The sequence below is a fragment of the Nocardia puris genome (assembly GCF_036051655.1).
Classification (GTDB): Bacteria; Actinomycetota; Actinomycetes; order Mycobacteriales; family Mycobacteriaceae; genus Nocardia; species Nocardia puris.
The window spans coordinates 3,425,758-3,447,318 of sequence record NZ_CP107943.1 but is presented as its reverse complement, the minus strand read 5'-3'; the positions used below and the strand labels follow the sequence as shown (position 1 = coordinate 3,447,318).

Here is a 21,561-nt window from a genome sequence, read left to right as displayed (position 1 = left end):
CTCAGACCTCGCCGAGATCAATCTCCACCGCGAACGGCGCGGTCACCTTGACCGTGCCCGTATACATCTCGCCCTCGCGGTACACCATCGTCGCCGGATCGAGAACGTAGGTATAGACCAACGGAACCCCGGTCACCGCCTGCTCGACCCGCCAGTAGAAGGCGATACCGGCCTTCGCGTACTGGTCGACCTTCACGATCCGGTCCGTGGTCTCCGATCCAGGCGAGACGACCTCCACGACCATCAAGACATGCTCGGGACGAGTGGGAGTCACGTCGATGGTGTCCGCGCGGTATACGACCACGTCCGGGCGGCGGTTGTTGAGCGGGACATCCTGCAACCGGACGTCGAAATCCGTGTCCGCGTTCCAGTCCGGCCCGGCGGCCGCGTCCAAGGCATTGGCGAGGATTCGCGCCAGCCGGTTGTGCTGCTTGGACGCACTCGGGCTCACGACCACCATCCCGTCCACGATCTCGATGCCTGCACACTGCTCCTCGGACCAGGAGTCGTACTCCGCTGCCGTGATCTGCTGGTGCATCCATGCAGGGGTCACGATTTCAACAGTCATGACACCGCACCTCCCATGGCACCGTCGAGCCGGATCCCGCACGGACCAGTGTAAAGCGGTTTGCACATGATCCGGCCGCTACCCGCGGAGTACTTGCTCAGTCCGCGGTGGGTACCCGGAACGACACCACCACGTGGTCCCGGGCGAACTCTCGCAGCGCGGCGTCGTCGCCGAACGGGATCACCGTTTGCGGGGTGAGGGCGAGGGAGACGGCGGTGCGCGCGATCATTTCCGCCAGGGGTTCCGGGTCGTAGGCGGGGAGCTTGCCTTCAGCCTGGAGGCGGGCGATGAATTCGGCGACGTAGTCGCGGCCGAGTTCGATGACGGGGGCGCCCTTGGTGGTGAGGTAGGGCAGGACGAGTTCGGGTTCGGTGGCGAGGAGGCGGTGCACGAGCTTGTTGTCGCGCAATCCGTTGGCGAACGCGACGAACAGTTCGACGATCTGGTCCTGCGCGCTCGCGTCGCGGTCGACTTGGCGCGCGACCACCGCGTCCACGCTCTCGATGAACTCCCGGGTCTGGCGCAGCCCCACCGCCTGGATGAGATCGCTCTTGCTGGCGAAACGCCGGTACAGCGTGGCCAGCGACAGCCCGCAGCGCCGCGCCACCTCCACCATCGAGGTCCGCTTGATCCCGAAGTCCAGGAACGCCACCAGCGCCGCGTCCAGCACCGGCGCCTGCCCGCTGTCCTCCGGCCCCGACCCCCGCACCAACGGCAGCAATCTCGTCAGCCTCGCCATACCCCCACCCTACCCACCAGAACGACATGGTGAGGTACCTTCCCTCGCACCTCCTCACGTGCGATGCGTACCCTACGACTTGCTGACCAGTGCACGGAGGAAGAAGGTGAGGTTGGCGGGGCGTTCGGCGAGGCGGCGGGTGAGGTAGCCGTACCACTCGTCGCCGTAGGGCACGTAGACGCGGACGGTGGCACCCGCCTCGGCGAGGCGGCGCTGCTCGAGGTCGCGGACGCCGTAGAGCATCTGCTGTTCGTAGCGAGCGGGGGTGCGGCCGGTCTCGGCGGCGAGGCGTTCGGTGGCGAGGATGAGGACCGGGTCGTGGGTGGCGACCATCGGGTAGCCCTCGCCGCGCAGCAAGATCTCGAGGCAGCGCAGGTAGGAGTCGGTGACCTCGGCCGAGCGCTGGAAGGCGACCTCCGCCGGTTCGCGATACGCCCCCTTGCACAGGCGGATCCGCGACTCCGGCCCGGCGAACGCGGCGCAGTCGGCCTCGGTGCGGTGCAGGTACGCCTGGAGAACCGCACCCAGCCAAGGGAATTCGGGCCGCAGCGCGCGCACCGTGGCGAGCGTGGCGTCGGTGGTGGTGTGATCCTCGGCGTCGACGGTCACCCAGACGCCCGCCTCCACCGCCTTCGTGCACAGCGTGCGCAGGTTCTCGGTGGCGATGGCGGGCCCGTCCCCCGGCAGCGCCTGCCCGAGCGCGGAGAGCTTGACCGACACCTCCACCGCCCCCGCCGGCGCCCCGAACGACGCCAGATCGTTGATGAGCGAAAGGTATTCGGCGACGGTGGCGTCGGCGCGGGCCCGGTCGGTGGTGTTCTCGCCGAGGAAGTCGACGCTCACCGACCGCCCGCTCGCCAGCAACTCCCGCACCACGGGAATCAGTTCGGCCCGCGACTCCCCCGCCACGAAGCGCCGCACGATATCGGCCGTGATCGGCGCCCCGGTGAGCACGCGCTTCATCCGGGGCGAGGCCGCCGCCGCCAGGATCACCGGACGCAACGGGTTCATCGCCTCACCTCCTGACGCTCACGAATTCATGTGCGGGTAGCGGTAATCCACGGGTGGCACGAAGGTCTCCTTGAGCGTGCGCGGCGCCACCCAGCGCAGCAGGTTCAGCGGCGAACCCGCCTTGTCGTCGGTGCCCGACGCGCGCGCCCCGCCGAACGGCTGCTGCCCCACCACCGCACCCGTCGGCTTGTCGTTGACGTAGAAGTTGCCCGCCGCGTATCGCAGTGTGGTGGCGGCCTGTTCGATGGCGTGCCGGTCGTCGGCGAAGATCGCACCGGTGAGCGCGAACGGCGCGGCCGATTCCGCCTCCGCGAGAATCGTTGTGTACGCGGCAGGTTCGGCGTCGTCGTAGACGTGCACCGACAGCACCGGGCCGAAATACTCGGTACGGAAGGCCTCGTCAGATGGGTCGTCGGACAGCAGTACGGTGGGCCGCACGAACCAGCCCTCCTCGTCGGAGTACGTGCCGCCCACGGGGATCGTCAACCCCGCCGACCTGGCGCGCTCGATCGCGGCGACGTTCTTGTCGTAGGCGCGCTCATCGATCAGCGCCCCACCGAAATTCGACAGATCCGCGACGTCGCCGTAGTCGATCTCGGCGGTCTGGGTGAGGAAGTCGTCGCCCATCTCCCGCCACACCGAGCGCGGGATGTAGGCGCGCGAGGCCGCCGAACACTTCTGGCCCTGATATTCGAAGGCACCGCGAATCAGCGCCGTACGCAACACGTCCGGGTTCGCGGAGGGGTGCGCGATGATGAAATCCTTGCCGCCCGTCTCGCCGACGAGTCGCGGATACCCGTGGTACCCGGCGATATTCGCGCCCACCTGCTGCCACAGGTACTGGAAGGTCTTGGTGGAGCCGGTGAAGTGGATGCCGGCCAGGCGCGGATCGGTGAGCGCGACCTCCGACAGGTGCACCCCGTCGCCGGTGACCATGTTGATCACACCGGGCGGCAGTCCGGCGGCCTCCAGCAGGCGCATCGTGTAGAACGCCGAAAGCGTCTGCGTGGGTGAGGGTTTCCACACGACCGTGTTGCCCATGAGCGCGGGCGCGGTGGGCAGGTTGCCCGCTATGGCGGTGAAGTTGAAGGGCGTGATCGCGTAGACGAACCCTTCCAACGGCCGGTAGTCCATCCGGTTCCACACGCCGGGACTCGACTGCGGCTGCTGCGCCAGGATGTCGCGCGCGAAGGCGACGTTGAACCGCCAGAAGTCGATCAGTTCGCACGGCGCGTCGATCTCGGCCTGGGTGACCGATTTGGACTGGCCGAGCATGGTGGCGGCGGCGAGGGTCTCGCGCCAGGGGCCGGAGAGCAGGTCGGCGGCGCGCAGCAGGACCGCGGCGCGTTCGTCGAACGGCATGGCCCGCCAGCCGGGCGCGGCGGCGACGGCGGCCTCGATGGCACTGCGGGCCTCGTCGTGGGTGGTATTCGTGTAGGTCCCCAGCACGTGGCGATGCCGGTGCGGTGCGACGATCGGGCGGCGCTCACCGATCCCGGGACGGTGCTTACCACCGATGACCAGCGGCACGTCCACGGATTCGGCGGAGATCTCGGCGAGCTCGGCGACGATGCGCTCCCGCTCGGGACTGCCCGGCGCGTAGGTGTGCACCGGCTCGTTGGCGGGCGTGGGGACAACCGTGACAGCGTCCATAACTCAGGCTAGCCCCATTCCCGCACCCCGTGCGGGCCACGCCGGACCCGCGTGTCGTCGGCACTGGTCAGGAGCTGTCTGCCGCCTGAGGTCCCCACCGGCCGCCGACTCAACGCGGCCCGACAGCGATCACTCGACCGGATCGCCCCAGCCGTACCGGCCGCTGTCGACAGCCCGCCGCAGCGCCCAACTCGCCCCGGTGCCAGACCTCGCCGCAGCCGCGAGCTGACGGCTGCTGCCCAGCCAACTCTGCCCGGGCATCGGACCGTGGTTCAGGTCGTCAACCGCTGCGCCGCCGCCGCGACCCGCTCGTCGGTCGCCGTCAGCGCGATGCGCACGTGCTCACCCGAGGTGGGCCCGTAGAAGTCGCCGGGCGCGGCGAGGATGCCGCGCTCGGCCAGCCACTCGAGGGTGACGCGACAGTTCTCGCCGCGCGTGGACCACAGGTACAGCCCCGCCTCGGAGTGGTCGATGCGGAAACCGGCCTCGCGCAAAGCGTTTCGCAGGATCTCGCGGCGAGCGCGGTAGCGTTCGCGCTGCTGCGCCTCGTGCGCGTCGTCGCCGAGGGCGGCGGTCATGGCGGCCTGGATGGGGTAGGGCACCATCATGCCGGAGTGTTTGCGCACCTCGAGCAGTTCGGCGACCAGCTCCGGATCGCCCGCCACGAACCCGGCGCGGTAGCTGGCCAGGTTCGAGGTCTTGGACAGCGAGTGCACCGCCAGCAGGCCGGTGTGGTCGCCGTCGCTGACCCGCGGGTCCAGGATGGACACCGGTTCGGCGTCCCAGGAAAGCCCCAGGTAGCACTCGTCGGAGGCGACGATCACGCCGCGCTCGCGGGCGAACTCCACCACCTTGCGCAGGTGCTCCACGCCCAGCACCTTGCCGCTGGGGTTGGCGGGCGAGTTGAGGAAGATCAGCGCGGGCGACTGCGGGCCCAGACGGGTGAGGCCGTCCGCGCGCAGCACCTGCGCCCCTGCCAGCAGCGCGCCCACCTCGTAGGTCGGGTACGCCACCTCGGGGATGACCACGAGGTCGTTGGCGCCGAGCCCGAGCAGGCGCGGCAGACCGGCGATCAATTCTTTGGTGCCGATCACCGGCAGCACGGCCGCCGGATCGAGACCCGTGATGCCGTAACGACGTTTGAGTGCGTCCACCGCGGCGGCGCGCAGTTCGGGAGTGCCGTGCGTGGTGGGGTAGCCGGGCACTTCCGCGACCGAGTTCAGCGCGGCGCGGATGAGCGGGGCGACCGGATCGACGGGCGTGCCGACGGAGAGGTCGACGAGTCCACCGGGATGCGCGGCGGCCTTCGCCTTGACGGCCGCGATGGTGTCCCAAGGGAAATCGGGCAGCAGCGCACTGACCCGCGGACGCGAACCCACCCCGCGCTCACTCACCCATCGGAGGGAGTTCTTTGACGAACGGCGGGTCGTAGTCGACCTTGCCGACCTTCGTCGCGCCGCCCGGCGAACCCAGCTCGTCGAAGAAGTCGACGTTGGCGTTCACGTAGCCGGTCCACTGGTCCGGGGTGTCGTCCTCGTAGAAGATCGCCTCCACCGGGCAGACCGGTTCACATGCACCACAGTCCACGCACTCGTCCGGATGGATGTACAGCATGCGACCACCCTCGTAGATGCAGTCCACGGGGCATTCCTCGATGCATGCCTTGTCCTTCACGTCAACGCACGGTTCAGCGATGATGTACGGCACTGCCGTTCTCCTAGTCTGTCCTCACCTGCGGGGATGGTCCGCCACGCGAAACCCTATCCCGACCATCCCACGTTACTACCGGTCAGCCTGTCCTAACTTCCGCCGGCTCCGCCCCCATGTGGGACCGGCGCCGACCACCGCCGACGCCGCTGTCCAGTACTGCCGATGGTAGGCCCGATCCGCCCCGCGTGCGGGGCACGTGACAGGTCACACGGGGCGGTCGGGGCGGCATCACGACAGCGAGAGGGAAAGCGGCTTGGGCTTGGCGGGCACCGGGCCGTAGACGGTGTTGCGTTCGCGGGTGGGACGGCCGATGCCGTCGGCGATCTCGACGAGTTCGGCGACGGTCTTGGCGGAGCCGTGCTGGGAGCCCGCCATCCGGGAGATGGTCTCCTCCATGAGGGTTCCGCCCAGGTCGTTGGCGCCGCCGTTGAGCATCATGCGGGTGCCCGCGGTGCCGAGCTTCACCCAGCTGGTCTGGATATTGGCGATGCGGCCGTGCAGCATGATGCGGGCCAGCGCGTGTGCGGCGCGGTTGTCGCGGATGGTGGGGCCGGGCCTGGCCGCCCCCGCGAGGTAGAGCGGGGCGCTCTGGTGCACGAACGGCAGCAGCACGAATTCGGTGAAACCGCCTGTCTCGTCCTGGATTCCGCGCAGCACGCGCAGGTGGCCCACCCAATGCTTCGGGCTGTCCACGTGCCCGTACATCATGGTCGAGCTGGACCGCAGGCCCACCTGGTGGGCGGTGGTGATGACCTCCACCCACGCCGAGGTGGGCAGTTTGCCCTTGGTGAGCACCCAGCGCACCTCGTCGTCCAGGATCTCGGCGGCCGTGCCGGGGATGGTGTCGAGCCCGGCCTCCTTCAGCGCGACCAGCCAGTCCCGGATGCTCTGCCCGCCGCGCGAAGCCCCGTTGACGATCTCCATCGGGCTGAACGCGTGCACGTGCATCGACGGCACCCGCCGCTTCACCGCGCGCACCAGGTCGGCGTACCCGGTGACGGGCAGGTCGGGGTCGATGCCGCCCTGCATGCACACCTCGGTGGCGCCGTCCACGTGCGCTTCCCAGGCCCGGTCGGCGACCTCGTCGGTGCTCAGGGTGAACGCGTCGGCGTCGCCCTTGCGCTGGGCGAACGCGCAGAACCGGCAGCCGGTGTAGCAGATGTTGGTGAAGTTGATGTTCCGGTTCACCACGTAGGTGACGTCGTCGCCGACGGTGTCGCGGCGCAGCTGGTCGGCCAGCGCGGCGACCGCTTCCAGATCGGGGCCGTCAGCCGTGGCCAGCGCGAGGTACTGGTCGTCGGTGAGCCCGGCCGGGTCGCGTTCGGCCGCGCGCAGGGCGGCGAGCACGTCGGAGTCCAGGCGTTCGGGGGCGGCGGTGGCCAGGTCGCGGGCCTGTTCGCGAATGGTTTCCCAGTCGCCGAACGCGCCGACCACTTCCTGCCCGAGCCCGGAGTCGCTGCGGCTCTCGGTGTTGCGGCCCTCGGTGTCGATCGCGGTGTTCAGGTCGACGCGGCCCACCGAATCCCACGATTCGTCCGGTTCCTGCCAGGGCAGGCCGACGGGGATCGCGTCGGCCTCGGCCAACCCGGTCTCGGGATCGCTGAGCGCGGCCACGTGCGCGCCGATGCGCGGGTCCACCCACGGGTTGCCCGCGCGCACGTACTTCGGGTGCGCGGAGGTGCGCTCCACCAGGGTGAAGCCGGCGGCCTCGGTGAGCTCGCGCAACGTGTCCAGATTCGGCCAGGGCCGTTCGGGGTTCACGTGGTCGGGCGTCACGGGCGACACCCCGCCCCAGTCGTCGATCCCGGCGTCGAGCAGGGCCTGGCACTCCTCGAGCGACACCAGGTTCGGCGGCGCCTGCACCGGCACGTCGGGCCCGAGCAGCAGCCGGGTGACGGCGATGGTGGCGCGGAACTCCTCCAGGTTCGCGTCGGGCGCGCCGCGCATGGCGGTGTCGCTCTTGGCGCGGAAGTTCTGGATGATCACTTCCTGGATGTGTCCGAACGCCTTGTGCTGCTTGCGAATAGCCATGATGGACTCGGCGCGTTCGGCGATCGTCTCGCCGATACCCACCAGGATGCCGGTCGTGTACGGCACCGAGAGCCGGCCCGCGTCGGTGATGGCGCGCAGCCGCACCGCCGGGTCCTTGTCGGGGCTGCCGTAGTGGCACTGCCCCTTCTCGGTGAACAGCCGGGTGGAGGTGGTCTCGAGCATCATGCCCATGGACTGCGCCACCGGCTTGAGCCGCGCGATCTCCTCCCAGCTCATCACACCGGGGTTCAGGTGCGGCAGCAGCCCGGTCTCCTCGAGCACCATGATCGACACGGCGCGCAGGTAGTCCAGGGTGGAGTCGTAGCCGCGCTCGTCGAGCCACTGCGCCGCCTCCGGCCAGCGGTCCTCGGGGCGGTCACCGAGGGTGAACAGCGCCTCCTTGCACCCCAGCGCGGCGCCGGCGCGGGCGATGTCGAGCACCTCGTCGGGTTCGAGGAACATGCCCTTGCCCTCGGCGCGCAACTTGCCGGGCACCGTGACGAAGGTGCAGTAGTGGCATTTGTCCCGACACAGGCGGGTCAGCGGGATGAAGACGTTGCGGGAATAGGTGATGGTGCCCGGCCTGCCCGCGGATTCGAGGCCCGCGTCGCGCACCCGGGCCGCACTGCGGCTCAGATCCGCCAGGTCCTCGCCGCGCGCGTGCAGCAGCACGGCGGCCTCGTCCACGTTCAGTGTCACCCCGTCACGGGCCCGGCGCAGCGCCCGGCGCATGGCCGACGGGCTGGGCGGTGCGGGTGGAACGTTCGGGCTGGGTAGCTCGGTCACGCCCTCGATCATGCGCCAACCATCCTGGACTGTCTCCCTCCAAGGCTCGTGAGCCTTGACAACCTCCGCGCCCGGCGGGGTTATTCCACGGCGCGGCGCGCCGTCGCGCGTCACCGTGCAACCATGACAGGCATGTCGCAGCCGCGCACGATCATGGCCGATCCCGCTTGGCGTCCGAGCCCGAAGGCCAAACTGCTGTGGACGATCCAGGCGGTGCTCTCCTGGATCGCGCCGTTCGTCGCGCTGGCCGTGTGGGCGGTGCTCGACGACCAGCGCCGGGGCTGGCAACTGCTTGTGCTGCTGATCGTGCTGGCGTGGGCGGTGTTCAGCGTGGCGGTGGTGCCGTGGTGGCGGTACGCGGTGCACCGATGGGAGGTCACCGAGGAGGCCGTGTACACGCGGGTCGGCTGGTTCACGCAGGAGAGCCGGGTCGCGCCGATCTCGCGGGTGCAGACGGTCGACACCGAGCGCGGGCCGCTGGAGCGGCTGCTGGGATTGGCGACCGTCACGGTGACGACCGCGTCGTCGGCGGGCGCGGTGCAGATCACCGCGCTGGACCTGCCGATCGCCGAGCAGACCGTCACGCGCCTGACCGAGATCGCCGCCAGACACCGGGGAGACGCCACGTGACCGAGCCCTACCCGGCCCCGCCCGTGACCGAACAGCTGTGGGCGCGCCTGGACAAGCGGATGCTGCTGGTGCATCCGGTGACCGAGGTCGTGAAGTTCATTCCGGTGCTGATCGGTTCGGTCATCCTCGGCACCAGCAGCGGCAATCCGCTGTGGAGCGTGATCCCGCTGATCGCGATCGTCGGATTCGCGCTCACCCGCTGGTTCACCACCACCTACCGGGTGGGGCCCACGCACGTGGAGCTGCGGACGGGGCTGGTGCAGCGCCGGAAGCTGTCGGTGCCGCGCAGCCGGATCCGGTCGGTGGACATCGAATCCGATCTGCTGCACCGGGCGCTCGGGTTGTCGGTGGTGGTGATCGGGACCGGTCAGCAGGCCGAGGGCGGGGAGAAATTCGAACTGGACGCGCTGGACGCTCGCGTGGTGCCCGCGCTGCGCACCGAGTTGCTGGCACACACGGCGGTTCCTGCTGGTGCGCAACAGGTTTCCGATAGCCCTGCGCCCGGCCCGGAGCCCGAGGGTCGCGAGATCGGACACTGGGAGCCGGGATGGGTGCGCTACGCGCCGCTTTCGCTCACCGGGTTCGCCGTGGTGGCGCCGATCGTGGGCCTGGCGTTCCAATACGGGCTCGGGGAAAGGGTTTTCGACTCCGACGCCGCCCACGACATCGGTGAGCGGGCCGCCACCGGCATCGTGATCGCCATCGGGTTGCTGGTCGGCGCGGTGGTGCTGATCGTCAGCCTCGCCGCCTGCGCCCGCTACCTCGCGACCTATCACGGGCTGCGCGTCGTGGATTCCGGACGCACCCTGCACATCCGCCACGGCCTGTTCACCACCCGCCAGATCACGTTGGACCTCGCGCGGTTCCGCGGGGCGACCGTGAACGAGCCGCTGCTGTTGCGCTGGTCGGGCGCGGCGGAGCTGGAGGCGATCATGGTGGGGGAGAATCCGCGCCAGAAGATCCTGCCGCAGGCGCCGCGCGAGGCGGTGGAGCGGACGCTGTCGGAGTTGCTGGGGCCGCGTGCCGCCCAACCGGCGGCACACGTCTCCGACGCCGAGCGCCGGACGGCCTCCACTCCGAAAACGCCGGACGCACAGGGCGATTCTCCCGCACTGCCGCAAATGGCGGTCCCCCTCACCCCACACGGCCCCGCCGCGCGCCGCCGCCGCTACACCCGCGCCCTCGCCCTGCCGGCCCTCGTCGCCCTGGCCGTGCTCGTCCTCTCCGTCACTACCGATCTGTCCGTCTGGTGGTGGCTGCTCCCCCTCACCCTCCTCGCCCTCGCGATCGCCCTCGCCGAGGACCGCTACCGGGGCCTGGGCCACGCCGTCCTCCCCCGCACCCCCGCCGGCCCCGCCTGGCTCATCACCCGCTCCGGCTCCCTCGACCGCGACCGCGACTGCCTCGAATCCCCCGGCGTCATCGGCTGGACCGTCCGCCAGACCTTCTGGCAGCGCCGCGCCGGCCTGTCCACCGTCGTCGCCGCCACCGCCGCGGGCAAGAAGCGCTACCTGGTGATCGACATCCCCGTCGACCAGGCTTGGACGCTGATCGACGCCGTCACCCCGGGCCACCTCGGAAACCGTTGAGCGGCTTGCCGACTCACCCGCTCGGGCGGAGGGAGAGGGGGTCGTCGAGGAGGGGGGTGAAGGCCAGTTCGGCGGCGCCGATGAGGGTGGCGTCGCCGGCGAGGGCGGAGGTGCGCAGGCGGACGCCGTCGCGGACGGCGCGCAGGCCGTCGGTGGCGAGGCGGCTGCGGACCTGGGCGGCGGAGGCGAGGTAGATGCCGCGCAGGACGCCGCCGAAGACCACCATCGCGGGGTTGAAGATGTTCACCAGGTTGGCGACGCCGTAGCCGAGCCAGTCCCCCACCTGGTGCAGCGCGTCGCGGGCGGCCACGTCGCCGTGGGCGGCGGCCTCCACGATGGCGTCCACCACGGCCGCGCCCGGCGGATCGGTGCGCCCCGCGGCCGCGATGAGCGCGAGTTCGCCCGCCTCGGCCTCGAGGCACCCGCGGGAGCCGCACGCGCAGGCCCGCCCGCCCGGGTTCACGATCATGTGGCCCACTTCGCCGCTGTAGCCGCCCTGGCCGCCGAGCAGGTTGCCGCCCATGATGATTCCGCCGCCGATGCCGATATCGCCGTGCAGGTACAGCAGATCCGGCACGCCCGCGGCGACCCCGCGTTCCCGCTCCGCCAGCGCGCCGAGGTTGGCGTTATTGCCGACGGCCACGCGCACACCGAGATCGAGCCGCTCGGAAAGCAATTCGCCGAACGGCACGTCGGTCCAGCCGATGTTCGGCCCGTAGCGCACCACGGCGTCGGACTCGCGCACCATCCCGCAGAACGCCACACCCACCCCGACGCACTCGGCTCCCGGCGCCACCGACGCCATCAAGCCGCGCGCCATCTCGGTGAGCGCGCCGGCCACCTGTTCCGGATCGAACGCCCCGTCACCCCGGGGCGCCTCGGCGCGGCCCAGCACCGTGCCGCCGAGCCCTACCAGACCCGCCACCAGACGGTCGGCGCTCACATCGAGCGCGAGCACATACACCCGCTCCGATTCCGGGCGCACCACCAGCGAGGGGCGGCCCGCGCGGCCGGTCTGGCCCGGCAGCTGTTCGCTGACCAGACCGGCCGCCACCAGATCGGTGGTGAGGGCGAGAATCGTGCTGCGGTTCAACCCCATCCGCTCGGCGAGCACCGCCCGCGACAGTGGACCGTCACGGTGCACATGGCGCAGCAGCACGGCGAGGTTGCGCCGCCGGATCTCGTCGGGAGCGGGTGCCGCTCGCATTCACCTGACCTTCACCGATCGTCCGTATCGGGTCATCGCTGCGGTGCGGCGCGGGTGCGTGACAGGGCGTCCACACCGGCCGCCAGCAGCAGGACGAATCCTGTCACAATGAATTTCGTCCCCGCGCTGTACCCCATCAGGCCCATGCCGTTATTGATCACCGCCACCACGGCGGCGCCGAGTACGGCGTCGAGCATGCGCCCGCGCCCGCCGAACAGGCTCGTCCCGCCGATGACAGCCGCGCCGACGGCGGTCAGCAGCACATCGCTGCCGCCGGTGTTGGGGTCCACCGAATTGGCGCGCGAGGCCGCGATCAACCCGCCAACGGCCGCCATCGTCGAGCACAGCACGAACGCGGCGATCTTGATGCGGTCCACCGGGATACCGGCCCGCCGCGCGGCTTCGGCGTTGCCGCCGACTGCGTAGATGTGCCTGCCGAATGCCGTGCGGCGCAACACGAATGTCCACAGCAACAGCAGCGCCACGAGCAGCGGGACCACGATCGGCACGCCGCGCAACGAGTTCAGATCCGGATTGCGGCTGCGTTCCTGGTTGAGCACGAACACCGCGATCCCGGCGATCAGCGCCACCGCCGCGACCCGCAGCCCGACCACGGCGAGGGTGTCGCTGGTGAGCCCGCGCGCCGTGCGGGCGCGGTACGAACGCAGTTGCACCACAGCGAATCCCGCGACCAGCACCGCGCACAGCAGCCAGCCCAGCGCCGGTGGCACGTTCTTGTTCGCGATCGCCAGGACGGTCTGATCGGTGATCGAGATGTTGCGGCCGTTGTCCATGATCTCGAGCACGACCCCTTGCAGCGCGAGGAAGGCCGCCAGCGTCACCACGAACGACGGCACGCCCACCCGCACCACGATCGCGCCGATCGTCAACCCGATCACCGCACCGGTCAGCAACGACACCGCTACAGCCGCGTACCAGGGCCACCCCTGATCGGTGAGCAGCGTCGCCAGCACGGCCGCGCACACCCCGGAGGTGAAGCCCGCCGACAGGTCGATCTCCCCGAGCAACAGCACGAAGATCAGGCCCATGGCGATCACCGCGACCGCCGCACCCTGCGTGAACAGGTTGGCGAAATTGGCCTCGGTGAGAAACGCGGGCCGCGCGAGGGAGAACACCACCGTGAGCACCACCAGCGCCACCACCGACGGCAGCGCACCCATATCGCCGCTGCGCACCCGGCGCAGATACGCGCCCGCCGTCTCCGCGACGGGCGCGAACGAGGGCGGCAGCTCCCGCACAGTTACCGTCATCGCAGCGCTCCGTTCTGGTCGAGGCCGAGTTCCCCGCTGCGCCCCGCGGTGATCAACTCGACCACCTGGGCGTGCGTGACGTCGGTGGTGCGCACCTGCGCCGCCACCCGGCCCAGGTACAGGGCGGCGATCCGGTCCGACACGGCGAACACGTCGTTCATGTTGTGCGAGATCAACACCACCGCAAGGCCTTTGTCGGCCAGCCTGCGCACCAGCTCGAGCACCTGCTGGGTCTGCGCGACGCCGAGCGCCGCCGTCGGCTCGTCGAGGATCACCACCTTGCTGTTCCACAGCACGGCCTTGGCGATGGCGACGGTCTGGCGCTGCCCGCCCGACAGGCTCGAAACCGGTTGCCGCACCGAGCGAACCGTCCGCACGCCGAGCGAGGACAGGGTGCTCGCCGCCGACTCCTCCATCGAGTACTCGTCCAGCACCGCGCCGCGGCGCAGCTCCCGGCCGAGGAACATGTTCTCGGCGATGTCGAGGTTGTCGCACAACGCCAGGTCCTGGTAGACGATCTCGATGCCGAGGGCGGCGGCGTCGCGCGGATTGCGCACGTGCACCGGCACGCCGTCGAACAGGAACTCGCCCGCGTCGATGGGATGGGTGCCGCCGATGCACTTGACCAGCGTGGATTTACCCGCGCCGTTGTCGCCGACCAGCGCGGTCACCTCCCCCGCGTGGGCGCTGAAGCAGACGCCGTGCAATACCTGGACCGCGCCGAAACGCTTGTCCACACCGCGTAATTCGATGAGTGGGGACATGCCGGCTCGTCAGATGCCGTTCTCGGCGCACAACTGCGCGAATTCGTCACGGCACAGTTCCGCCTTGTCGACGAAGCCGTCGGCGACGACGTCCTTGACCTCGGCGCGGAAGATCGGCTTGGGCTCCAGCAGCACCGAGGGCACGTCCGATCCCGAAATCGGGTCCCGCACAGTGCCGTTGGTCTCGCCGGTGCGGCCCTCGAACAGCGCGACGGCCAGCGACGCCGCCGCCCGCGCCTCCTCACGGATCGCCTTGTACACGGTGAGGCACTGGTCGCCCGCCAGCACGTTCTGCAAGCCCTGCACGGTGGCGTCCTGCCCGGTCACCGGGATCTGGCCGTTGAGGCGCTGCTTCTTCAGCACCGCGATGGCGGCGTTGGCGAGCCCGTCGTTGGCCGCGACCACGCCGGCGATATTCGGTGTGCCGGTGAGCATCTGCTCGAAGATGGTGCCCGCCTTGGTGTTGTCCCACTCCGGGACGTCCTGGTCGGGGCCCTTCACGTATTCGCCCGAGGAGAACTTCGGGGCCAGCACGCCGTCGTAGCCGCTCTTGAACAGCGCCGCGTTATTGTCGGTCGGGCCGCCGTTGAGGTAGGCCACGACGGGCGCCTGCGCGTTGCGCTCGGACAGGCAGCGGGCCAGCGCGGTCACGGACGCGGTGCGTGAAGATGTAACCCCGACAGGTCAGCGCGGGGCGAGGGTTCCTTCGTTGACGCGGAAGTACACGTAAGCCATCGGCGGCGCGAGTCCGCAGACCAGCAGCAGCAGGGTCGGCCAGTCGCTCATGAGGACCAGATCGCCGCCCGGTCCGGCGACGGTGCAGGCGAGGAAGGCGAAGGTCCACGCGACCACCGGGAGCAGAGCCACGCGCAGGCTGTCGGTGAGGGTGCGGGCGGCGGCGACCAGGGCGACGTTCAGGACGCCGGCGAGCAAAGCGGTGATCGGGAAGACGAAGACGCCGTGGCCGGCCTGGGCGGCCAGCGGCGCGGCGACCAGGGTCTCGGTGCCGGTGCGCAGATCGGTGGAGCCCAGGTAGATCGGCAGGTACAGGACCTCGAACGCGAGCGTGAACACACCGCTGAGCGTGAGCAGCACCAGCAGGATCGCGCGGACGGGGGCGGGCCAGTCCGCGTCGGGTTCGGCGGGCGCGGCGGCGCGCTTGTCGAGATCGGTCACGAGACGGGCGGGTAGCCGAGGAGGGTCAGCAGGTGGCTCTGCATGTCGGCGAACGCGTGGAGCACCGACATGTACAGCTCGTGCTGCTGCTGCGCGCCGGGGCGCAGACTGTCCACGAAGGCCGCGATCGCGTCCTGGAGCTGCCAGTTGTACACGTCAGCAGTCTAGGCGCACGGATCCGGCGACCGTTCCGCCGCCGGACCTAGTCACCGTCCACCGGAAGGTTCGCCACCACCGGGAACTCACCCGTGTACCCACGCCGTTCCTGCGCGATCGCCAACACGCGCCCGCGGCACACGAACCACCCCACGATCAACGCGGGCACGATCAGCGCCAGCGTCGCGACCGTCCACGTGCCGACCGGATAGTCGATCCCCGTGAGTACCACCACGAAGAACAGGAAGACCAGCGTGACGATCCCCGTGTACGGCGCGCCGAACAGCCGGAACGCGGGCCGCTCGACGCGCCCCTGCTTCGACCACCGCCACAGCTGCAACTGACACAGCACGATCGTCGCCCACGACGCGATGATGCCCAGCGAAGCCATGTTCAGCACGATCTCGAACGCCGAATCCGGCACCACACCGTTGAGCGCGATGCCGAACAGCGCGATCAGACTGGTCAGCAGGATGCCGCCGTAGGGCACGCCGTTGCGGCCCATCACGCCGGTGAACTTGGGCGCGCTGCCGTTCATCGACATCGACCGCAGGATGCGCCCCGTCGAGTACAGCCCGGCGTTGAGGCTGGAGAACGCGGCCGTGAGCACCACGATGTTCATCACGCTGCCGATGCCGGGCACGCCCAGCGCGGTGAAGAACGTGACGAACGGGCTCTCCTTGGACGAGTACGCGGTGTAGGGCAGCAGCAGTCCGAGCAGCACCAGCGACCCCACGTAGAACACCGCGATCCGCACGATCACGGCGTTGATGGCGCGCGGCATGATCGCCGCCGGATTCTCCGTCTCGCCCGCCGCCGTGCCCACCAATTCGACCGCCGCGTAGGCGAACACGACGCCCGACACCACGACCACCAGCGGCAGCACGCCGGTCGGGAACAGTCCGCCGTGGTCGGCGATCACCTCGGGCCCGGTGGGCGCGCCCTGCACGGTGAACCGGCCGAGCAGGAAGACGGTGCCGATGATGAGGAAGGCGCTGAGCGCGAACACCTTCACCAGCGCCGCCCAGAACTCCATCTCGCCGAACCACTTCACCGACACCAGGTTGATGCCGAGCACGAGGAGCAGCGCGATCAGCGCCAGCACCCACTGCGGCACCGAGGTGAACCCGGACCAGTAGTGGAAGTACTGCGCGATCGCGGTGGTATCGGCGATACCGGTCATGGACCAGTTCAGGAAGTACATCCACCCCGCGACGAAAGCGGCCTTCTCCCCGAAGAATTCGCGCGCGTAGGAGACGAACGAACCCGAGGAGGGCCGATGCAGCACCAGCTCACCGAGGGCCCGCAGGATCAGGAACGCGAAGAACCCGCACACCGCGTAGACCAGGAACAGCCCCGGCCCGGCATTGGCGAGGCGCCCGCCCGCGCCGAGGAACAGGCCCGTGCCGATCGCGCCGCCGATGGCGATCATTTGCAGCTGCCGGGGTTTGAGGCTCTTGTGATAGCCCTCGTCCTCGGCGCCGAGGTGATTGCGGTCGCTGACTGTCGTCATGGAGCGTGGGTTCCTCCGCGTCGGGTCGTCTTGTGGACGAAGGCACCCTACCCGCACGCCGCCTAGCAGCAGATATCCAGCTACCCGTAATGACCTGGGATAACCGGCAATTCAGACAAGACCGGCAAACAGGTCGTGCTCCCGGCCGTCCGCCCCGGACGGACCGCGCCTGCCGCGCACCAGCACGTAGTGCTCCTCCGGCAGCACCGGCTGCGCGACCCCGTTGGACAGCGCGAACTCCCGCCCCGACGGCGCCACCGTGACCTGCGTGGCATGGGCCCGCAGCGCCGCGCGCTTGGCGGCCAGCACGTCCGACACCTCCACGACCGTGGTCACCGTATGACTTGGCACACAAGCCAGTTCGCCCACCGAAGGCAGCCGCCAGCCCTTGGGCAGCGCGCCCGGCAACCCTTCGGCGGTGCGGCGGGCCAGCGTGTCGGTGTGGACGCGCAGGAGATCGGCGTCGGTGACGGTCCAGTAGAACTTCGGCACATCCCAGCCGCGTCCGGCGGCCGCCTCGACCGCTCCGGTCGTGACCTCGTGCGCGCGGATGTGGTCGGGATGACCGTAGCCGCCCCTCGGGTCGTAGCCGATCACCACGCGCGGGCGAAGTTCCAGCAATACTTCGGTCAGCGCCTCGACGGCCTCGGCGCCGGAGCGCACGAACGCGCGGGGATGCTCCGCCGATGGCGTGCCCGCCATCCCCGAATCCCGCCAGTGACCCGCGCCGCCGAGAAAACGGGGCGGGCCCGCGTCCAGCGCGTCGAGCGCCCTGGTGAGTTCCAGCACGCGGTAGCCGCCCAGCTGGTCGGCGCGGTCGGCGGTGAGCTGCGCCCACTCCTCGCCGATCACCTCGCCCTCCTCGCCGAGCGTGCAGGTCACCACCGTCACCGGCACCCCGCGACGGCGATAGTGCGCGATGGTGCCGCCCGTGGTGATGGATTCGTCGTCGGGGTGCGCGTGCACCAGGACGATCCCGCCCGTGCTCATTGGATGCGGCGCCACATCGCGGCGTCCCCGAAGATGCCGACCTGGATCGCCCCGCTCAGCGACGCGCCGTCCACCCGCGGGCCCGCCGCCGCGACCACGTTGTCCTGCACGATCGGCAGCACGGTCCCCAGCGCCCACAGCGCCGGTTCGGCCGCGCCCAACGCCGCGGGCACGTCGATGCCGTGCAGGGCGGCGTCGATGGCGGGTTGCAGCACCGGATCGCACACGCCCGAGAGGTTGCTCGGCGCACGCCGCGCCGCTTCCACCGCGGCCTGCGCATCGTCGCCGTCCTCGGTGCCCACCGGGACGGGCGGGCAGCCGAACCGCGATGCCAGCACGGTCGCGGGATCGGTCCCGGCGACCTCCCAGCCGACGATCGCCTCCACGCCGCCTTCGACGAGTTCCTTGCCGTACAGGGCGTCGGCGTCCAGACTGCGCACGCTGGCATTGATACCGGCGCTGCGCAATTGGTCGGCGGCGGTGTTGGCGACGGCCAGCGCGGTCGCGTCACCGGTGACGGCGCCGATTCGGATCTCGAGCGCCCGCCCGTCCTTGGCCACCGGCCGCGGCTGCGGGGCGGGCGAGGTGGGCGACATCACCGGCGGCGGCTCCGGCGCCCGCGCGAAACCGGCCTCCTCCAGTAGGGCGAACGCCTCGTCGGTGGTCGGGCGCGGCGGCGCGGTCGCGGTATAGCCGGGGTCGGACGGGGTGAGGATCTGCGCGCGCACCGGCTCCACCCAGCCGCCCGTCTGCGCGCCGACGGTCGCCAGCAGCGCCGGATCGAGCAGCGCGAGCAGGCCGTGGCGCACCCGCCCGTCGACCAGATCGGCGTCGCGCCCGTTGAGCACCAGTTGCAGCTCCCGCGACTGCGGCATGATCGCCGTGCGCACCGAGGGGATCGCCGCCAGTTGGGCCTGCGTGGCGATGCCGCCGTGCACCAGCGCCATCTGCGCGTCGTCGGTGCGCAGCGAGTCGGCCAGCTGCGCGGGAGTTCCGCCGCGCCGCAACAGGATCTGGTCCGGCGCGGCGGGCGTACCCCAGTAGCGATCGTTGCGTTCCAGCAGGATCTCGTCGCGGCCGATGTCGACGGACTTGATCGCGAAGTTGCCGCCCGAGACCGGGATGCCCTCGGCCAGCCCGTTCATGAACCCGCCGGGCTGATCCTTGATCAGATGCGAGGGCAGCAGATTGGCGAACAGCTCCCGCCACGCCGGATACGGCCTGCCGAGCACCACGGTCACCGTCTTCCCGCCGCCGGAGGAGCCGACGTCGGTGATCAGCCGGTAGCCCGCCGGGTCCGCCACGCCGGGCTGGGTCACCATCTGCTGCCACAGGAAGCGGAAGTCCTCCGCCGCGATGGGCGCGCCGTCGGACCAGTTCGCGTGGTTGCGCAGCTTGTAGGTGACGGTGAACGGCTCCTGGGAGGTCACCTCCGCCGACTCGAGCAGCGCGGTGTCGGGCACCCACTCCGTCGCGCCCGGCACCGCCGGACTCGGCACCGGCCGGAACGGGCTCGGCAGCACCATCGAGCTCACCGCCGAGGTGGCGGGCGACTGATTGGCACGCAGATGCGGGTTGAACCCGATCCCGATGTCGTCGATCGCCACCACGACGGTGTTCTTCGTCGGCTTGGCCGGCGTGGTCTTGGGGCTGTCGGTGCTCTCGATCGGCGGCGGCGGGTTCGCGGTGCACCCGGCGAGCACCGTCACCGAGGCCGCGAACAGAACCGATAGTGCGCGCAGCGTCGCGCGTCGTCTTGCCCCCGAGCTCACCTTCGGCACTCTACAACGCGGCCCGGTCCCGTGCCTTCCGCCGCGACAGCTCGCGTGCGCGCTCGTTGGCGTTGAGGATGACCTTGCGCACCCGCACCACCTCCGGGCCCACCTCGACGCATTCGTCGCCCGCGCAGAATTCCAGCGCGCCCTCCAGGTCGAGCACCAGCGGCCGGGCCAGGGTCTCCAGCACGTCACCGGTGGAGCTGCGCATGTTCGTCAGCTTCTTCTCGCGGGTGACGTTGATGTCGAGATCCTCGGCGCGCGGGTTGATGCCCACGACCATGCCCTCGTAGGTGTCGGCGCCCGGCTCCACGAAGAAGGTGCCGCGGTCGGCCAGCTGCAACATCGCGTAAGCGGTGACGCTGCCCGCGCGGTCGGAGACCAGCGAGCCGGTGTGGCGCGAGCGGATCTCGCCCGCCCACGGCGCGTACCCGTGCGAGACGGCGTTGGCGATGCCGGTGCCGCGGGTCTCGGTGAGGAAGTCGGTGCGGAAGCCGATGAGCCCGCGCGAGGGCACGATGAACTCCATGCGCACCCAGCCGTGACCGTGGTTGGTCATCTGGACCATCTTGCCCTTGCGGGCGGCCAGCAGCTGGGTGACGGCGCCGAGGTGCTCCTCGGGCACGTCGATGGTCAGCTCCTCGAACGGCTCGTGGATCTTGCCGTCCACCACCCGGGTCACCACCTGCGGCTTGCCGACGGTGAGTTCGAAGCCCTCGCGGCGCATGGTCTCCACCAGGATGGCCAGCGCCAGCTCGCCGCGGCCCTGCACCTCCCAGGTGTCGGGGCGCTCGGTGGGCAGCACGCGCAGCGAGACGTTGCCGATGAGCTCCTGGTCCAGGCGCGCCTTGAGCAGGCGGGCGGTGAGCTTGGTGCCGCCGTTGCGCCCCGCCAGCGGCGAGGTGTTGATGCCGACGGTCACCGAGATGGCGGGCTCGTCGACGGTGATGCGCGGCAGCGCGACCGGGTTCTCCGCGTCGGCGAGGGTGTCGCCGATCATGATCTCCGGGATGCCCGCGACGGCGACGATGTCACCGGCCTCGGCCTCCTCGGCCGGATTGCGCTCGACGCCGACGGTGGTGAGCAGCTCGGTGATCTTGACGTTCTTGGTGCCCTCGGCGCTCATCCACGCGACGTTCTGGCCCTTGCGCAGGGTGCCGTTGTGGATGCGGACCAGCGCGAGCCTGCCCAGGAACGGCGAGGCGTCGAGGTTGGTGACGTGGGCTTGCAGCGGGGCCGACGCGTCGCCCTTGGGCGCGGGGACGTACTTCAGCAGCACGTCGAACAGCGCGTCGAGGTTCGGGGCGTCGGGCGCCTGCCCGTTCTCGGGCGCCTCGGTGGAGGCCTTGCCCTCGCGGCCGGAGGCATAGAGGACGGGCAGGTCCAGCGCCAGCTCGGCGGCCTCGGCGGCCTCGTCGTCCAGATCGGAGGCCAGGTCGAGCAGCAGATCGTGGCTCTCCTCGACGACCTCGGCGATGCGGGCGTCGGGGCGGTCGGTCTTGTTCACCACCAGGATCACCGGCAGCGAGGCGGCCAGCGCCTTGCGCAGCACGAACCGGGTCTGCGGCAGCGGGCCCTCGGACGCGTCGACCAGCAGGACGACGCCGTCGACCATGGACAGGCCGCGCTCGACCTCGCCGCCGAAGTCGGCGTGGCCGGGGGTGTCGATGACGTTGATGACGGTGACCGAACCGTCGGGGTGGTGCCGGTGAACGGCGGTGTTCTTGGCGAGAATGGTGATGCCCTTCTCGCGTTCGAGATCGCCGGAGTCCATCACGCGGTCGACGGGCTCGGCCCGCTCCGCGAAAGCGCCGGATTGGCGCAGCATGGCGTCGACGAGCGTCGTCTTGCCGTGGTCCACGTGGGCCACGATGGCGACGTTGCGGAAATCGCGTGCAGACGACACGCCTGGATCCTCCTGCTGTTTCGGTGTTCGTTGGGCGGGCGAGCCCGGGACCCTTCGCACCGGCGCAGGCCGCTGCCTCCGGGTCC

19 protein-coding genes are annotated in these 21,561 nt (G+C 70.3%); 2 read left to right on the top strand and 17 right to left on the bottom strand.

Annotation, left to right across the window (positions count from 1 at the left end; genetic code table 11):
• Position 1: 1 nt before the first annotated feature.
• From OHB21_RS15765 to OHB21_RS15735, 7 genes are all read right to left on the bottom strand, one after another.
• Positions 2-568 carry a Uma2 family endonuclease gene (locus OHB21_RS15765; RefSeq protein WP_328439400.1) on the bottom strand — a complete coding sequence of 189 codons (567 nt, stop codon included), beginning with the start codon at positions 566-568 and terminating at the stop codon, positions 2-4.
• A 97-nt stretch (positions 569-665) separates the two neighbouring features.
• Complete coding sequence (locus OHB21_RS15760; protein WP_067508436.1) at positions 666-1,307, bottom strand: TetR/AcrR family transcriptional regulator; 642 nt, start codon at positions 1,305-1,307, stop codon at positions 666-668.
• 72 nt (positions 1,308-1,379) lie between these two features.
• Positions 1,380-2,318 (bottom strand): proline dehydrogenase family protein, encoded by a 939-nt coding sequence (locus tag OHB21_RS15755; protein ID WP_195124784.1) that lies wholly within the window; start codon positions 2,316-2,318, stop codon positions 1,380-1,382.
• A gap of 18 nt (positions 2,319-2,336) precedes the next feature.
• Positions 2,337-3,971 (bottom strand): L-glutamate gamma-semialdehyde dehydrogenase, encoded by a 1,635-nt coding sequence (gene pruA / locus OHB21_RS15750; protein WP_195124783.1) that lies wholly within the window; start codon positions 3,969-3,971, stop codon positions 2,337-2,339.
• Between the two features lie 272 nt (positions 3,972-4,243).
• The gene (dapC, locus tag OHB21_RS15745) at positions 4,244-5,365 is read right to left on the bottom strand and encodes a succinyldiaminopimelate transaminase (protein ID WP_407675203.1); all 1,122 of its coding nucleotides are present in this window, start codon (positions 5,363-5,365) and stop codon (positions 4,244-4,246) included.
• Positions 5,358-5,678: a ferredoxin gene (gene fdxA / locus OHB21_RS15740; protein ID WP_067508428.1), complete on the bottom strand. Its 321-nt coding sequence runs from the start codon at positions 5,676-5,678 to the stop codon at positions 5,358-5,360. Before fdxA ends, dapC begins: the two co-directional genes overlap by 8 nt.
• A gap of 231 nt (positions 5,679-5,909) precedes the next feature.
• Positions 5,910-8,510 carry a bifunctional FO biosynthesis protein CofGH gene (locus OHB21_RS15735; RefSeq protein ID WP_195124782.1) on the bottom strand — a complete coding sequence of 867 codons (2,601 nt, stop codon included), beginning with the start codon at positions 8,508-8,510 and terminating at the stop codon, positions 5,910-5,912.
• Between the two features lie 120 nt (positions 8,511-8,630).
• Here OHB21_RS15735 and OHB21_RS15730 point away from each other — a divergent pair, with 120 nt between their 5' ends.
• Both OHB21_RS15730 and OHB21_RS15725 read left to right on the top strand, forming a co-directional pair.
• A complete protein-coding gene (locus OHB21_RS15730; RefSeq protein ID WP_195124882.1) occupies positions 8,631-9,128 on the top strand; it encodes a PH domain-containing protein in 498 nt (165 codons plus the stop codon).
• A gap of 59 nt (positions 9,129-9,187) precedes the next feature.
• Complete coding sequence (locus OHB21_RS15725) at positions 9,188-10,717, top strand: PH domain-containing protein (RefSeq protein WP_084537547.1); 1,530 nt, start codon at positions 9,188-9,190, stop codon at positions 10,715-10,717.
• A 13-nt stretch (positions 10,718-10,730) separates the two neighbouring features.
• On the opposite strand, the gene OHB21_RS15720 is transcribed toward OHB21_RS15725, so the two are convergent.
• The 10 genes from OHB21_RS15720 to typA form a co-directional block, all read right to left on the bottom strand.
• Positions 10,731-11,924 carry an ROK family transcriptional regulator gene (locus tag OHB21_RS15720; RefSeq protein ID WP_067508420.1) on the bottom strand — a complete coding sequence of 398 codons (1,194 nt, stop codon included), beginning with the start codon at positions 11,922-11,924 and terminating at the stop codon, positions 10,731-10,733.
• Positions 11,925-11,956: 32 nt separating this feature from the next.
• The gene (locus OHB21_RS15715; RefSeq protein ID WP_195124781.1) at positions 11,957-13,195 is read right to left on the bottom strand and encodes a sugar ABC transporter permease; all 1,239 of its coding nucleotides are present in this window, start codon (positions 13,193-13,195) and stop codon (positions 11,957-11,959) included.
• The gene (locus OHB21_RS15710; protein WP_067508416.1) at positions 13,192-13,959 is read right to left on the bottom strand and encodes an ATP-binding cassette domain-containing protein; all 768 of its coding nucleotides are present in this window, start codon (positions 13,957-13,959) and stop codon (positions 13,192-13,194) included. Before OHB21_RS15710 ends, OHB21_RS15715 begins: the two co-directional genes overlap by 4 nt.
• A gap of 9 nt (positions 13,960-13,968) precedes the next feature.
• On the bottom strand, positions 13,969-14,610 hold the full coding sequence (locus OHB21_RS15705; protein WP_195124780.1) for a substrate-binding domain-containing protein: 642 nt from the start codon (positions 14,608-14,610) through the stop codon (positions 13,969-13,971).
• Between the two features lie 33 nt (positions 14,611-14,643).
• The gene (locus OHB21_RS15700; RefSeq protein ID WP_195124779.1) at positions 14,644-15,135 is read right to left on the bottom strand and encodes a hypothetical protein; all 492 of its coding nucleotides are present in this window, start codon (positions 15,133-15,135) and stop codon (positions 14,644-14,646) included.
• Positions 15,132-15,290: a hypothetical protein gene (locus tag OHB21_RS15695; RefSeq protein WP_170160737.1), complete on the bottom strand. Its 159-nt coding sequence runs from the start codon at positions 15,288-15,290 to the stop codon at positions 15,132-15,134. Before OHB21_RS15695 ends, OHB21_RS15700 begins: the two co-directional genes overlap by 4 nt.
• A 47-nt stretch (positions 15,291-15,337) precedes the next feature.
• Positions 15,338-16,804: an amino acid permease gene (locus tag OHB21_RS15690; protein WP_067508410.1), complete on the bottom strand. Its 1,467-nt coding sequence runs from the start codon at positions 16,802-16,804 to the stop codon at positions 15,338-15,340.
• A gap of 111 nt (positions 16,805-16,915) precedes the next feature.
• Positions 16,916-17,794, bottom strand: a complete 879-nt coding sequence (gene mshB / locus OHB21_RS15685) for an N-acetyl-1-D-myo-inositol-2-amino-2-deoxy-alpha-D-glucopyranoside deacetylase (protein ID WP_195124778.1) — start codon at positions 17,792-17,794, stop codon at positions 16,916-16,918.
• On the bottom strand, positions 17,791-19,575 hold the full coding sequence (locus tag OHB21_RS15680) for an ABC transporter family substrate-binding protein (RefSeq protein ID WP_113975076.1): 1,785 nt from the start codon (positions 19,573-19,575) through the stop codon (positions 17,791-17,793). Before OHB21_RS15680 ends, mshB begins: the two co-directional genes overlap by 4 nt.
• A gap of 1 nt (position 19,576) precedes the next feature.
• A complete protein-coding gene (typA, locus tag OHB21_RS15675) occupies positions 19,577-21,475 on the bottom strand; it encodes a translational GTPase TypA (RefSeq protein WP_195124777.1) in 1,899 nt (632 codons plus the stop codon).
• Between the last annotated feature and the right edge of the window lie 86 nt (positions 21,476-21,561).